The following is a 13,616-nucleotide window of genomic DNA, read 5'->3' as shown; positions in this document are numbered from 1 at the left end:
GATTCATCTGTCCTATGAATGATTAGGCCATCGGCCCCCATTCCAAACCCACGGTTCATTCACACCATCGCTGCCACGCGTTGATCGGCAGGCGCCGACGCGGAACACTGCGCGGTCCCTCTTTATCCCGCCTGCCGCGATGCGCCGCCTGCCTCCCAGCCCTCTGCCGTCCCTGCCCACCCTCGCCCGCCGGCTGGTGGCCGAAGGGATCGGCACGGCCTTGCTGGTCGCCATCGTGGTCGGCTCCGGCATCCGCGCGGAACGGCTGGCCGATGGCGATACCGCGTTGGCGCTGCTCTGCAACGCGCTGGCCACCGGCGCGGGTCTGCTGGCGCTGCTGGTTTCGTTTGGATCGATCTCTGGCGGGCACCTGAACCCGGTGGCCAGCCTGTCCGCCTGGCTGCAAGGCCGCCTGACGGCGCGCGAGGCGCTGCCCTATGGCATGGCGCAAAGCACCGGCGCCGTGGCCGGCGCGATGGCGGCCCATGCGATGTTCGGCTTGCCCGTGCTGGAGATGTCCACGCAGGTGCGTACCGGCGGAGGAATGTGGTGGAGCGAGTGCCTGGCCACTTTCGGCCTGGTCGGACTGGCAATGGCCACCGCGCGTACCCGGCCCGCCAGCGTGCCGTTTGTCGTGGCCGGCTATATCACGGCGGGATACTGGTTCACGTCCTCGACGTCATTCGCCAATCCGGCGCTGACGCTGGCGTGTGCGCTGACCGATACGTTCACAGGAATTCGTCCGGGCGATGTGCCGGCTTTCGTGCTGGCGCAAATCGGCGGCGCGCTGGTCGCCACCCGGCTGTTCCAGTGGCTGTGCCCGGCTGAGTATCCGGCAGAGTGTCCGGTCGAGGGCCTGTTACCAGCGGCGGTTGAGCTGCACGCCGAAGATCGAGCCGCTGGTCTGCGTGGCCCAGGCTTCGGCGGGCGTGGCGAACGTGATGCCATCGACGTCGCTGGCGCGGCTGTAGGTGTAGAACGCGCGTAGGTTGGCGTTGCCGGTGGACTTGCCGAGCGTGAAGGTCGGCGCCACGGTCAGCGCGGTGCGCTGGCCACCCACGCCAAACCCGGACGAGATCTGGTCGTGCGCGACCTCGAAGTTGAGCCGGAACTGGTCGTTGGCCACATAGGCCGGACGGAAGCGCGTGGCCGCCCATTGCAGCGTGCCAACCGGCGAGCGGTCCAGCTGCAGGCTCGATTCCACCGAGCCGCCGATGCCCGAGCGGCCCTTCCACTCCATCGATTCCGCCACGCGCACGCGCGAGAGCGATGCGCCCATGCCCGTGTAGCCGGTCATGGCCATCCGCGCCCCCTGTCCATACTGCACGCCCAGCCGGTTGGTGCCCATCAGCACGCCCTTCTGCTCGTGCATGGCCGAGGCCCACCAGGCGCTGCCGGTGTCCTCCATGGCCGAGAGCGGTTCCACGCGCGTGAAGCCCAACTGGATATTGCCCTTGTCATTGGTGTCGATCGGGGCGCTGCGCAGGCTGTGATAGCTGGGCAGATGGGCGCCGTTCAGATCGTTACGTGCGGTGTATTGATAACTGAGTCCGAAATCGCCCAGCTTGGCGTTATCCACCCCAAACCGCATCGAGGGCGAGTTGGGCGGCAGCAGGCCGGACGACATCAGGAACGGGTTGCTCTCGCGCCGGCCGGCCCAGACGCTGGCGCCATCGAGCACGGACACGCCCGAGAGGCCGGTGACGGCGGTATAGAACTGCGGCACCAGCGCGTAAGGGTCCACGGCGGCGGCGTTGCCGTTGACCGAGGTGGCGTTGGTGCCCTTGGCCTGCGCCACGAGCTGGACCTGGGTGCCGCCGCCGATGTCGGCCAGCGATTCGCGGATCTTCACCTCGCCGGTGCTGGTGCAGGCCAGCCCGCCCCCCAGCCCGACCGACGGCGTGCCGCCGCCGGGGCAGGCGCGCTGCGTACTGGCGCGGTCCTCGACCGCCGCGCGGCCGCTGTAGCCCATGCGCCATACCGTGTCGCCAGCGAGATCCTCGGCCGGCAACTGGGAGCGGAGCACCGGAGGCGCATCGGAAACCGTACCCGCTTCAGCGGTATCGACTTGATCGCCGGCGTTCGTCCCATCGGCGGCAGTCGCGCGTGCCGGCTGGACCGCCTGCGCCGGGAATTCACCCAGCCGATGCGGGAACAGGACCAGCGGCGGTGGCGGGGGCGGCGGGGCGGCGGCGGATTCGGGCGGACCGACGAAGTCGGGGTCCACGGTGTTCTCCGCCGTGACGGTTGCCGGGGCGTCGGCGGGTGCCGAATTCGCCTCATTCGCCCCATTCGTCGGATCCGTCGCATTCGTCACATCGGCAGGCTTGCTCGCGCCCGGGGCGATGGTGGGCTGGATCAGGTCGTACAGCGGGTCAGTCGCCGGCGCGGCGGCAGCCACGGGCGCAGCGGTAGGACCGCTCGCCGGGGCCGAATTCGACGCCGTGGCCGTCGACGGCACCGTGCTGGCCGATATTTGTGGCGGTGCCGCCACTTGATTGCCGGTCTGCGCGCAGGCAACCATGCCCCAGGCTGCCATGACGGCAAACGTGAGACGGCGGGAACGCAGGCGAGCGAATCGGGGTACAGGCAGCAGCATGAGGCGGTGACGGCGCGCGGAGCGCCCGATGGGGGCTCCGTTTTTTAACAGGCGAACTTTTTGACCGCAAGACGGGTTACAAAATCCATCAAACCGTGCGGCATCTCACATTGCGAAAAGATCACCTCGCGCCACCGCGAGGCAGCGCGCCAGTCTCTCCGTAAACCGTTGCAGAAGTGCGAATCCCTAGCGAAAACCCGCAGTCTGGAGTGTGGTCGTGCGCAAAACGCCACCGCTATAATCGACCGGCTGTTTTGGACTTGTCCTATGGGTGGGGCAGTCAACGCACATATATCTATAAGAGGAGATGTCATGGAACGTCGTTCCTTCCTGTTGAAAGCATCGGCTGTGGCCGCTACGGGGGCCCTGGCCGCGTGCGGCAAGGAAGACAAACCCGCCGCGCCCGCGGCGTCGGCCAGCGCACCGGCTGCGCCGGCCGTGGTCGGCAGCAACCCGGCGGTGGAATGGCGCCTGGCATCGAGCTTCCCGAAGTCGCTGGACACCATCTACGGCGCTGCCGAACTGCTGTCCCAGCGTGTGAAGGAGCTGACCGACGGCAAGTTCAACATCAAGGTGTTCGCCGCCGGTGAAATCGTGCCGGGCCTGCAGGTGCTGGACGCCGTGCAGAACCAGACCGTGCAGATCGGCCACACGGCCGGCTACTACTACTTCGGCAAGAACCCGACGCTGTGCTTCGACACCACCGTCCCGTTCGGCCTGACCGCGCGCCAGCAGACCGCCTGGATGATGCAGGGCAACGGCATGAAGCTGATGCGCGAGTTCTTCAAGGAATACAACGTCGTCAACTTCATGGGCGGCAACACCAATGCCCAGATGGGCGGCTGGTTCCGCAAGGAAATCAAGACCGTGGCGGATCTGCAGGGCCTGAAGTACCGCATCGCCGGGTTTGCCGGCGTGGTGCTGCAGCGCCTGGGCGTGGTGCCGCAGCAGATTGCCGGGGGCGACATCTACCCGGCACTGGAAAAGGGCACCATCGACGCGGCCGAGTGGGTGGGCCCGTATGACGACGAGAAGCTCGGCTTCTACAAGGTGGCGCCGTACTACTACTATCCGGGCTGGTGGGAAGGCAGCGCCCAGCTGTCGTTCTACGCCTCCGCACCGGAGTTCGAGAAGCTGCCGGCGCTGTACAAGCGCGCGTTGGAGACGGCCACCATCGAGGCTCACACCAACATGATGGCCAAGTACGACACCGTGAATCCGCAGGCGCTGGCCCGTCTGCTGGAGAACGGCGTGAAACTGCGCCCGTTCTCGAAGGAGATCATGGAGGCGTGCTTCAAGGCCACGCAGGACGCGTACGCCGAGGAAACCGCCAAGAACCCGTCGTTCAAGAAGATCTATGACGACTGGCGCGTGTTCCGCAACAACGAGGCCGCCTGGTTCAACGTGGCCGAGCAGGGCTTCGCGCAGTTCAGCTTCTCCCGCAAGCTGTAAGGCATTGCGGTGATCTGATGTGATGCCATCGCCTCTCCCACCCGGGGGAGGCGAGTCTCAACGCCAATTGCGGCGTCCCGGTAGAATCCGCGCACCTACCGGACACTCCCATGCAACTCGGCATCTTCTACGCGCTGCTCGCGTACGTCATCTGGGGCCTGCTGCCCCTCTATATCAAATCCCTCCACGGCGTGGCGCCGCTCGAGATCCTGCTGCACCGGATGGTGTGGTCGCTGGTCTTCCTGGGCGCAATCCTGCTCTGGCGGCGGCATTTTGGCTGGCTGCGCGAGGTCGCGGGCAATCCGCGCCTGATCCTCGGCTTCGCGGCGAGCGCCGCCCTGCTCTGCGCCAACTGGTTCCTCTATATCTGGGCGGTGTCGGCCGACCGCGTGGTCGATGCGAGCCTGGGCTACTTCATCAATCCGCTGTTCAGCGTGCTGCTGGGCGTGCTGTTCCTGCACGAGCGGCTGCGGCCGGGGCAGTGGCTGTCCATCGCCATCGCGGCGGGGGGCGTGGTGTGGCTGACCGTGAGCGCCGGGCAACTGCCGTGGATCGCGCTGGCGCTGGCGGCGTCGTTCGGCGGCTACGGGCTGCTGCGCAAGACCGGGGCGCTGGGCGCCCTGGAGGGCTTGTCGCTGGAGACGCTGCTGCTGTTCCCGATCGCGGCCACCGCGCTGGGCGTGATTGTCTTCACCGGCCAGGACACCTTCCGCAGCGCAGCACCGGGTACGCAGGTCCTGCTGCTGCTGGCCGGCCCGATCACGGCGGTGCCGCTGCTGTTCTTTGCCGCCGGCGCGCGCCGGATTCCGCTCTCGCTGCTCGGCCTGCTCCAGTACACCGGCCCGACGCTCCAGCTGCTGCTCGGCATCTGGCTGTGGCACGAGCCGTTCCCGGCCCAGAAGCAGCTCGGCTATGCGCTGATCTGGGTATCGCTGCTGATCTACGCGCTCGAAGGGGTGTGGGTTTCCCGCCGCAATTCCCTCAAATCCATCAGGGCGACAAATGAAGCGTAGGTGTAAATCGATGGATCAATTCGTCTGGGGAATATCGGGCTAACCCCCCTCTCGGCACGCGAGGGCCGACGCACTATACTGTACGTTTATACAGTATCGACGACACGCACGCCCCCATTCGCCATGTCCAGCCCCGTCCGGCGCATCGCCCACCTCGACATGGACGCCTTCTATGCGTCCGTCGAATTGCTCCGTTATCCCGACCTGCGCGGCCAGGCGGTGGTCATCGGCGGCGGCCGCAATGCCGTGCCGGAGACGCTGCCCGATGGCTCGCGCCGCTATGCCCGCCTGCGCGACTACGTGGGGCGTGGCGTCGTCACCACTTCCACCTACGAAGCCCGCGCGCTGGGCGTGTTCTCGGCCATGGGCATGATGAAGGCCGCCAAGCTGGCGCCAGACGCCATCCTGCTGCCGACCGATTTCGATGCCTACCGCCGCTACTCGGGCCTGTTCAAGGCCGCCGTGCGCACTTTCACCGAGCAGGTGGAAGACCGCGGCATCGACGAGATCTATATCGATCTGACCGAGGTGCCCGGCGAGCCGGCCGAGGTGGCCGCGCGCATCAAGGCGGCCGTCAGCGAGGCCACCGGCCTGACCTGCTCCATCTGCGTGGCACCCAACAAGCTGCTAGCGAAGATCGGGTCCGAACTCGACAAGCCGGACGGCCTGACCCTGCTCACCCCGGCCGACATCCCCCGCCGCATCTGGCCACTCGCGGCGCGCAAGGTCAACGGGATTGGGCCGAAGGCGGCCGAGAAGCTGGCCGGTATCGGCATCGAAACCGTGGGCGACCTGGCCGAGGCCGACCAGGGCGTGCTCCAGACCCACTTCGGCCGCAACTACGCGGGCTGGCTGATCGAGGTGGCCCATGGGCGCGACGACCGCCCGGTGGTGGTCAGTTCCGAGCCGAAGTCGATGAGCCGCGAAACCACCTTCGAGCGCGACCTGCACCCGCGCGTGGACCGTCCGCTGCTGTCCGAATCGTTCACCAGGCTCTGCATGCGCGTGGGCGAGGACCTGCGCCGCAAGGGCTATGTGGGCCGCACGGTGGGCATCAAGCTGCGCTTTGACGATTTCCGCACCGTCACGCGCGACCTGACCATGCCGGCCCATACCGCCGATGGCGCGGCGATCCGGCGCGGCGCCACGGAATGCCTGAAGCGGATTCCGCTCGAACGGCGCATCCGGCTGCTCGGCGTGCGCGTGAGCGCCCTGATCCCGGCGGACGAACAGGGCGATGACCCGGCGCCGGTGCAGGAGGAGTTCCGCTTCGAGGACGAGCGGCCGGATGCACGGGAATGACCCTTCCAGCGCATCTATCTATCTCCCCGTAGAATCGGCGGCTTCGAGCAAGAAGGCGTCCCCATGACCACCTCCGCCACCGAGCGCGCCGCCGCGCCCGCCACCTGGATCACGCCGCTGCTGGCCACGGCTTGCGGCATGATCGTCGCCAATCTCTACTACGCCCAGCCGCTGATCGGCCCGATCGCCCGGTCGCTCCACCTCTCGCCCGAGATTGCCGGGCTGATCGTCACGCTGACCCAGATGGGCTACTGCGTGGGACTGGTGCTACTGGTGCCGCTGGGGGACCTGGTCGAGAACCGCAAGCTGATCCTGACGCTGATCGGCGGCTGTGCCGTGGCGCTGACGGCGGCGGCGCTGGCCACCCACGCCAGCGTGTTCCTGGTGGCAGGCTGCGCCATCGGCCTGTGCTCGGTGGCGGTGCAGGTGCTGGTGCCGTTTGCGGCGCACCTCGCTCCGGACCATATCCGGGGTCGCGTGGTCGGCAACGTCACCAGCGGGCTGCTGATGGGAATCATGTTGGCGCGGCCGGTGTCGAGCCTGATGGCCGGCCTGACGGGCGGCTGGCACACCATCTTCGCGGTCTCGGCGGTGGCCATGGTGCTGCTGGCACTGGTGCTCGCGCGCAAGCTGCCGCGCCGCCAGCCAGCGCGGGGCGTGAGTTACGGCCAGATGCTGGCGTCGATGGCGCACCTGCTCCGTACCCAGCCCGTGCTGCGCCGGCGCGCGCTGTACCAGGCCAGCATGTTCGGCGTCTTCAGCCTGTTCTGGACCACCGTCCCGCTGTACCTGGCCGGGCCCGCGTTCCGCATGTCGCAGACCGGCATCGCCGTGTTCGCGCTGGTTGGCGTGGCCGGCGCCATCGCCGCGCCGATGGCCGGCCGCTATGCAGACCGGGGCCACAGCCGCCAGATGACCGCCATCGCGCTGGCCATCGGCGCCGGGTCGTTCCTGCTGAGCCGGGTGGGCGCGGAGGGGTCGATGACCTCGCTGCTGGCGCTGACCGTGGCGGCCATCCTGCTCGACTTCGGCGTGTCGGCGAACCTGGTGGTCGGCCAGCGCGCCATCTTCACGCTCTCGGCCGAGCACCGCAGCCGGCTGAACGGCCTGTATATGGCGATTTTCTTCCTCGGCGGCGCCACGGGCTCGTGGCTGGGCGCCTGGGCCTTTGCGCGCGGCGGCTGGCCGCTGGCAAGCTGGATCGGCTTCGCGCTGCCGGCGCTCGCCCTGCTCTACTTCCGGACCGACCGGCACTGAATTCGACACCAAGCCCGGCACTGAGCCCGGCGCGCTGACCGCGCCACCCCCTCCCGAAGTCCCGTTTGCTGCACTACACTGGCCGAGCGTTGTCCTCGATCGTCACAGTTTCGTTGCAGTGCCCGCTAACGCGGGACTTGCCCGGAGGCCCCCGATGCCATGGCGCAAACTGGTGCCGCGACCGCGATGGCTACCGCGCGCGGCGGTCATGCGCCCGCAGCGGGTCGTGATCTGGTGTTTCAGCCTCGTGCTGGCGCTGACGCTCGCCGTTGGCCTGCGCGACCTCTACACGCTGCGTGAGCGCGTGATTGCCAGCCATCAGCACAATCTCGCGCTGCGCGCGATGGGGCTGGAGGCTGCGGTGTCGTCGGAGCGCTTCCGGCTGTCGTTTGTGCGCGACTACGCGCGGCAGTTGATGCGGATGGAGGCCGTGCCGGCAGTTGGTGTCTCGGACCCCGCCATCGAACGGGCTTTCGCCGCGCGCAACGCGCCGATCTGGCAGATGGAAGTCCCGCTCGGCGATGCCCCCGTGGTCGGCGTATCACCGCAGACCCTGGCCGGCCTGCCCGGCTTCGAGCGCCGCGTGGACGACCTGCGCGCCGACCTCTTCGCCGCACGCCAGCTGAGCCACGTGCTGGGGCTGACCATGGGCGTGGACGAGATTCGCAACTCGGTCACGTTCATTTCCAGCAACGGCTTCTTCGTGACCTACCCCGCGGTGCCGGCCGACAAGGCGCCCGCGTTGCTGCAACGCTTCGCGAGCATGCCCTACTACCGCGACCTCCTGCCCGACCGTAATCCGGGCCAGCAACTGCGCTGGGCGCCGCCTTATCGCCAGTTCGAAAGCACCGAGCTGCGCACCACGCTGAGCGTGCCGATCTATGTGGAGGCGCGCTTTCGCGGCGTGGTAGCGGTGGATGTCTCGCTGAAGCACATCCAGGCGCTGCTCGGCGCGCCGAGCGACGACTCCCCGGCCCTGAACCGCTACCTGATGGACAGCGCCGGCCGGCTGATCGCGGCAAACCATGACCACCCGAGCACGGACCTGCGCTGGCCTGACGTGCTGGGCGACGCGTGGCACGACGTGGGGCCGCAGACGCTGTTCGCCACCGACGGCCCCGGCATGCGCAAGGGCGAGGGCGGCTATCTGTTCTACCAGCGGCTGGGCACCGGCCAGTGGATGCTGCTGGAGGCAGTCTCGACCGCCCAGCTATACGGCGAAGTCTTCTCGCGCATCAGCAAGCCCCTGCTGTACGTATGGATCGCGCTGCCGCTGCTGATGTGGATCTCGGTGAGGCTGGTCTCGCTGCTCTTCAGCTACTACCTCGCGCTGGGCCACAAGCTCCAGCAACTGGCCGAGCGCGATCCGCTGACGGACCTCGCCAACCGGCGCCATTTCGGCGACCAGTTCGCACAGGCGGCGGCGCGGCGCGAGCGCGACGGCAGCGCGCTGTCGATGCTGATGCTCGACATCGACTATTTCAAGAAGGTGAACGACCGCTGGGGCCATGCCAGCGGCGACCATGTGCTTCAGCGCCTGGCCACGGCACTGCGCGAAAACATGCGCGCGATGGATGTGCCGGCTCGTCTGGGTGGCGAGGAATTCGCCGTGTTGATGCCCGGCGCCACCCTGGCCGAGGCCAGGGCCAGCGCCGAACGGCTGCGCGTGACCCTGGCCGCGATCCCGGTGGAGCCCGCCCCGGACGCGCCCACGTCAGCCACGCAGGGCGACCCCGGGGCGCGCATCCGCTTCACGGTGTCGATAGGCGTGGCCGAAGCCGGGAGCGACGGGGGCCAGACACTCGATGCCATGCTGGCGACGGCCGACCGCCGTCTTTATGCCGCCAAGGCAACGGGGCGAAACCGGGTTTGCGCGGAGGATGCGCGGGCCGGCAATGCAGAGGCACCGCCGGTTGCGGGGTGAGGTGCAGGCAGGTCATGGCGGTGTCCCCGGTCAGCGCAGCAGGAAGGCGATGTCCTCGACGGCAATCACCGAGACCGGGATGCCCTTGCGGCGCTGGAACAGGATGTGCTGCTGCACACGGCTGCGTTGCTCCGCGAACACGGCCGGGTCCACCGGCATGCCGCTGCGCGCGTAGTGCTGCACCAGCAGCTTGTAGGCGCGATGGCGGATCTGGAGGGTCTCGTTCTCGGCGCGCAGGCGCTGCCATTCGGCGGGGCTGAGGTCGAGGGTGTGATTGAGTTCGTCGAGCGTACGCGCGTGGAGGTCGCGGTAGAGATCGCGCTCGGCTTCGGCGCGATGCAGCTCGTCGCGCAGCGCCATGATCTTGTGCTGGAGCTTCAGTGTCTGCCCCACCGCCGCCTGCATGCCCTTGGCGGCCTCGAGCGCCTGGCTTGCTGCGGCCATGGTGCTCTTCCACAGTCCACGGTCGGTACCCGCGCCCGTATCCAGCTCCGGCGGCCACACGTCGGCAGCCTTGATCGTCGTATCCATTGTTGACCCCAGTTGACACCCATCAGGCCCGTCGCCTCGTTGTGCGCGGGTCCCTTTTTCATCGTTTGTCCGTTGCCCGTTCCGCACTGCAACGTGCGGCAGGCAACTGTGGTCAATCGTAGTGATATGTCTGACGTCAGCCAAGTCAAAGATGTTTAGATCAGACTTCCTCGCGCTTGTCTGTGGCGAAAACCATGCAGTGGGTAGTGCGCGGGCCGTCCGGCGCATGTCGGAGCGGCCAGACAAAGCAGACAACCCCCACGTAAACCCCATGCGAATTCCTGTCGGTTTGACAGGCTTTTGACAGTTACCGGCCTCTAGAATCCGGCCCACAGCTATCACTAGCTATCCATTCCAAAAAAGACAGGAGACCGCGATGCCTCGCACGCTTGCCCGCTTTGCCCATGTCGTCCTCGCCGCCGCCACGCTGGCCGCGGCCCCGGCCTACGCCGTGGACAGCCTGAAGGTCATGATCGGCGCCAACCCCGGCGGTGGCTACGACCAGACCGGCCGCACGATCGGCGCGGCGATGATCGCGGCGGGCACCGCCAAGACCGCGTCCTATGACAACAAGGGCGGCGCCGGCGGCACCATCGGCCTGACCCAGTTCGTCAACACCGACAAGGGCAACCCCAACGCGCTGATCGTGACCGGCGCCGTGATGGTCGGGGCCATCGAGACCAACCATCCGCCGGTGACGCTGAAGAACGCCACGCCGATCGCCCGCCTGTACGCCGACACCATGGTCCTGACCGTGCCGGCCAGCTCGCCGCTGAAGTCCATCAAGGACCTGACCGCGCAGCTCAAGGCCAACCCGGGCAGCGTGAGCTGGGGCGGTGGCTCCAAGGGTTCGATCGACCACATCCTGGCCGGCCTGATCGCCAAGGACATTGGCGTGGATCCGAAGAAGATCAACTACGTGCCGTTCGCGGGCGGCGGCGAAGCCTCCGCGTCGATCATGGGCGGCCACGTGACGGTGGGCATCGCCGGCGTGTCCGAGTTCCTGCCCTTCATCAAGAGCGGCAAGATGCGCGCGCTGGCCGTGACCTCGAAGGACCGCACCGCCGACATCCCCACGCTCAAGGAGCAGGGCGTGAACGTGGAGATCTATAACTGGCGCGGCGTCTACGGCGCGCCCGGCATCACGCCCGAGCAGCGCAAGGCGATGATCGACGCCGTGGTCAAGGGCACCGAGAACAACGTCTGGAAGGACGCACTGAAGAAGAATGACTGGACGCCCTTCCTGCTGACCGGCGACGAGTTCGGCAAGTTCGTGGAGGCCGAGTCGGTCCGCCTGGGCGGCACGCTGCGCGAACTGGGCGTGGCCAAGTAAGTCCGGCTGATCCCCGGTCGCTGTTAGACGACCCGCTTCACCCGCCTCACCCGCCCCACCCGCGCGCCTCAACAATAATCAGAATCGGTCACGCCAGTCGTGACCGCGCGGGTGGTGGCCATCCCTCCGGGAGCCCACCATGAAACCATCGCATGTCTCCATCGGCATCGCCGTCCTGGCTTTGTCCGCCTTTTTCCTGGCCGGACTGTCCGGCATCTCGGGCGAGGAAGGCTATGCCGGCCTGTCGCCGCGCTTCGCGCCTACGCTGGTGGCCATCGGCCTGGCCGTGTGCGGCGCGCTGCTGACCTGGCAGGGCGTACGCGGCGGCTTCCGCAATATGCCGGAGGAAGATGCCGAGCTGCCCGCGGCACCGCACAACTTCAAGGGCTTCCTGTGGGTGGCGGCGGGCCTGGTGCTGAACATGGCGCTGATCGGCACGCTCGGCTTCGTGATCTCCTCCTCGCTGATGATGGTCTGCGTGGCGCGTGGCTACGGCAGCCGCCGGCTGGTGCGCGATGCGCTGATCGGCCTGGGCCTGACGCTGCCGATGTGGGCGTTGTTCGAATTCTTGCTCGGCATCAACCTGCCGCTGCTGCCGGTCGCCGGCTTTTGATTGGCGGGAGGAATTGCCATGGATACCCTGAACCAGTTGATGCACGGCTTCGCCGTCGCCATCACACCCATCAACCTGATGTGGGCCCTCGTGGGCTGCTTCCTCGGCACCGCCATCGGCGTGCTGCCGGGCATCGGCCCGGCGCTGACCGTGGCGATGCTGCTGCCGCTGACGGCCAAGGTGGAACCCACCGCCGCGCTGATCATGTTCGCCGGCATCTACTACGGCGCGATGTACGGCGGCTCGACCACGTCCATCCTGATGAACACGCCGGGCGAGTCGTCCACCATGGTCACGGCCATGGAAGGCAACCTGATGGCCAAGAACGGCCGTGCCGGCCCGGCGCTGGCCACGGCGGCGATCGGCTCCTTCGTGGCGGGCACCATCGCCACCGTGCTGCTGTCGATGTTCGCGCCGGTGGCGGCGGACGTGGCGCTGCAGTTCGGCCCCGGCGAGTATTTCATGATCATGCTGCTGGCCTTCACGACCGTCTCGGCCGTGCTCGGTTCGTCGCTGCTGCGCGGCATGACCAGCCTGTTCCTGGGGCTCGGCATCGGCCTGATCGGCATTGATTCGCTGTCCGGCCAGACCCGTTACTCGATGAACATCCAGGAGCTTTACGACGGCGTGGACATCGTCGTGGTGGCCGTGGGCCTGTTCGCCGTGGGCGAGGCGCTGTTCAACGCGTTCTTCCCGCAACCGGCCGGCTCGTTCAACAAGCTCAGCTCCGTCCACATGAACAAGTCGGACTGGAAGCGCTCGGTGCCGGCCTGGCTGCGCGGCACGCTGATCGGCTTCCCGTTCGGGTTGATTCCGGCTGGCGGCGCGGAGATCCCGACCTTCCTCTCGTACGCCACCGAGAAGAAACTCTCCAAGCACCAGGACGAGTTCGGCAAGGTGGGCGCCATCGAAGGCGTGGCCGGCCCCGAGGCGGCCAACAACGCCGCCGTGACGGCCACGCTGGCACCGCTGCTGACGCTGGGCATTCCCACCTCGAACACCACCGCCATCCTGCTGGCGGCGTTCCAGAACTACAACCTCCAGCCGGGGCCGATGTTGTTCCAGACCTCGGGCGATCTGGTCTGGGGCTTGCTGGCGTCGCTGTACATCGGCAACGTGATGCTGCTGGTGCTGAACCTGCCCGCCATCGGCCTCTGGGTGCGCATGCTGCGCGTGCCCACGCCGCTGCTGTACGGCGGCATCCTGATCTTTGCCGGGCTCGGCGCGTACGGCATCCGCCAGTCGTGGTTCGACCTGCTGCTGCTGTTCGTGATCGGCCTGCTGGGCATGGCCATGCGCCGCTTCGACTTCCCCACCGCGCCGGTCATCGTCGGCCTGATTCTGGGGCCGATGGCCGAGAAGCAGCTGCGCAATGCGCTGTCGATTGGCCAGGGGGACTGGAGCCTGTTCGTCAAGCAGCCGATCTCCGCCACGATCCTGGCGATGACGGTGGCCGTGGTGGTGGTGCCGCGCGTGCTGCGCTGGCACGCCAGCCGCAGCAGCGCCCGCGCCGCCGCCGACAACGCGGCGTAGCCTTAGTCGTAGCCGTAGCCGTAGCCGTTACCCGCCCTCGCCGGCGGGGTCTTGCAGTG

Annotated in this window: 10 protein-coding genes and 1 pseudogene; 9 read left to right on the top strand and 2 right to left on the bottom strand. The window is 67.6% G+C overall.

Features of this window, described 5'->3' with window-relative positions:
• Positions 1 to 139: 139 nt before the first annotated feature.
• Complete coding sequence (locus SB751_RS26320) at positions 140 to 988, top strand: aquaporin (RefSeq protein ID WP_186296976.1); 849 nt, start codon at positions 140 to 142, stop codon at positions 986 to 988.
• On the opposite strand, the pseudogene SB751_RS26315 reads toward SB751_RS26320, so the two are convergent.
• Positions 932 to 1,972: pseudogene (locus SB751_RS26315) on the bottom strand (carbohydrate porin); the annotation flags it as partial. The gene SB751_RS26320 and the pseudogene SB751_RS26315 overlap by 57 nt on opposite strands.
• A 939-nt stretch (positions 1,973 to 2,911) precedes the next feature.
• On the opposite strand from SB751_RS26315, the gene SB751_RS26310 reads away from it, so the two are divergent.
• The 5 genes from SB751_RS26310 to SB751_RS26290 all read left to right on the top strand — a co-directional run bounded on the left by SB751_RS26310 (position 2,912) and on the right by SB751_RS26290 (position 9,547).
• Positions 2,912 to 4,051 (top strand): TRAP transporter substrate-binding protein, encoded by a 1,140-nt coding sequence (locus SB751_RS26310; protein ID WP_144202708.1) that lies wholly within the window; start codon positions 2,912 to 2,914, stop codon positions 4,049 to 4,051.
• 110 nt (positions 4,052 to 4,161) lie between these two features.
• Positions 4,162 to 5,064, top strand: a complete 903-nt coding sequence (rarD, locus tag SB751_RS26305; RefSeq protein ID WP_211943808.1) for an EamA family transporter RarD — start codon at positions 4,162 to 4,164, stop codon at positions 5,062 to 5,064.
• 123 nt (positions 5,065 to 5,187) lie between these two features.
• Entirely contained in the window at positions 5,188 to 6,366 is a 1,179-nt protein-coding gene (gene dinB / locus SB751_RS26300; RefSeq protein WP_144202703.1) for a DNA polymerase IV, read from the top strand.
• Positions 6,367 to 6,429: 63 nt separating this feature from the next.
• A complete protein-coding gene (locus SB751_RS26295) occupies positions 6,430 to 7,623 on the top strand; it encodes an MFS transporter (protein WP_144202701.1) in 1,194 nt (397 codons plus the stop codon).
• A gap of 154 nt (positions 7,624 to 7,777) precedes the next feature.
• Positions 7,778 to 9,547, top strand: a complete 1,770-nt coding sequence (locus tag SB751_RS26290) for a diguanylate cyclase (protein WP_144202699.1) — start codon at positions 7,778 to 7,780, stop codon at positions 9,545 to 9,547.
• Positions 9,548 to 9,577: 30 nt separating this feature from the next.
• On the opposite strand, the gene SB751_RS26285 is transcribed toward SB751_RS26290, so the two are convergent.
• Positions 9,578 to 10,078 (bottom strand): hypothetical protein, encoded by a 501-nt coding sequence (locus SB751_RS26285; RefSeq protein ID WP_144202697.1) that lies wholly within the window; start codon positions 10,076 to 10,078, stop codon positions 9,578 to 9,580.
• A gap of 376 nt (positions 10,079 to 10,454) precedes the next feature.
• On the opposite strand from SB751_RS26285, the gene SB751_RS26280 reads away from it, so the two are divergent.
• From SB751_RS26280 to SB751_RS26270, 3 genes are all read left to right on the top strand, one after another.
• Entirely contained in the window at positions 10,455 to 11,411 is a 957-nt protein-coding gene (locus tag SB751_RS26280; RefSeq protein ID WP_144202695.1) for a tripartite tricarboxylate transporter substrate binding protein, read from the top strand.
• A gap of 139 nt (positions 11,412 to 11,550) precedes the next feature.
• A complete protein-coding gene (locus SB751_RS26275; RefSeq protein WP_144202693.1) occupies positions 11,551 to 12,024 on the top strand; it encodes a tripartite tricarboxylate transporter TctB family protein in 474 nt (157 codons plus the stop codon).
• An 18-nt stretch (positions 12,025 to 12,042) separates the two neighbouring features.
• Positions 12,043 to 13,557 carry a tripartite tricarboxylate transporter permease gene (locus tag SB751_RS26270; protein WP_092290978.1) on the top strand — a complete coding sequence of 505 codons (1,515 nt, stop codon included), beginning with the start codon at positions 12,043 to 12,045 and terminating at the stop codon, positions 13,555 to 13,557.
• Positions 13,558 to 13,616 lie beyond the last annotated feature (59 nt).

The sequence above is a fragment of the Cupriavidus sp. SIMBA_020 genome, from assembly GCF_046535395.1.
GTDB lineage: Bacteria > Pseudomonadota > Gammaproteobacteria > Burkholderiales > Burkholderiaceae > Cupriavidus > Cupriavidus campinensis.
This window is presented reverse-complemented; position numbering and strand designations above follow the sequence as displayed.

Excerpts from the sequence above, each read along its gene's own strand:
- SB751_RS26320 (WP_186296976.1), top strand. The coding sequence starts at position 140 with ATGCGCCGCCTGCCTCCCAGCCCTCTGCCGTCCCTGCCCACCCTCGCC.
- SB751_RS26310 (WP_144202708.1), top strand. The coding sequence starts at position 2,912 with ATGGAACGTCGTTCCTTCCTGTTGAAAGCATCGGCTGTGGCCGCTACG.
- rarD (WP_211943808.1), top strand. The coding sequence starts at position 4,162 with ATGCAACTCGGCATCTTCTACGCGCTGCTCGCGTACGTCATCTGGGGC.
- dinB (WP_144202703.1), top strand. The coding sequence starts at position 5,188 with ATGTCCAGCCCCGTCCGGCGCATCGCCCACCTCGACATGGACGCCTTC.
- SB751_RS26295 (WP_144202701.1), top strand. The coding sequence starts at position 6,430 with ATGACCACCTCCGCCACCGAGCGCGCCGCCGCGCCCGCCACCTGGATC.
- SB751_RS26290 (WP_144202699.1), top strand. The coding sequence starts at position 7,778 with ATGCCATGGCGCAAACTGGTGCCGCGACCGCGATGGCTACCGCGCGCG.
- SB751_RS26285 (WP_144202697.1), bottom strand. The coding sequence starts at position 10,078 with ATGGATACGACGATCAAGGCTGCCGACGTGTGGCCGCCGGAGCTGGAT.
- SB751_RS26280 (WP_144202695.1), top strand. The coding sequence starts at position 10,455 with ATGCCTCGCACGCTTGCCCGCTTTGCCCATGTCGTCCTCGCCGCCGCC.
- SB751_RS26275 (WP_144202693.1), top strand. The coding sequence starts at position 11,551 with ATGAAACCATCGCATGTCTCCATCGGCATCGCCGTCCTGGCTTTGTCC.
- SB751_RS26270 (WP_092290978.1), top strand. The coding sequence starts at position 12,043 with ATGGATACCCTGAACCAGTTGATGCACGGCTTCGCCGTCGCCATCACA.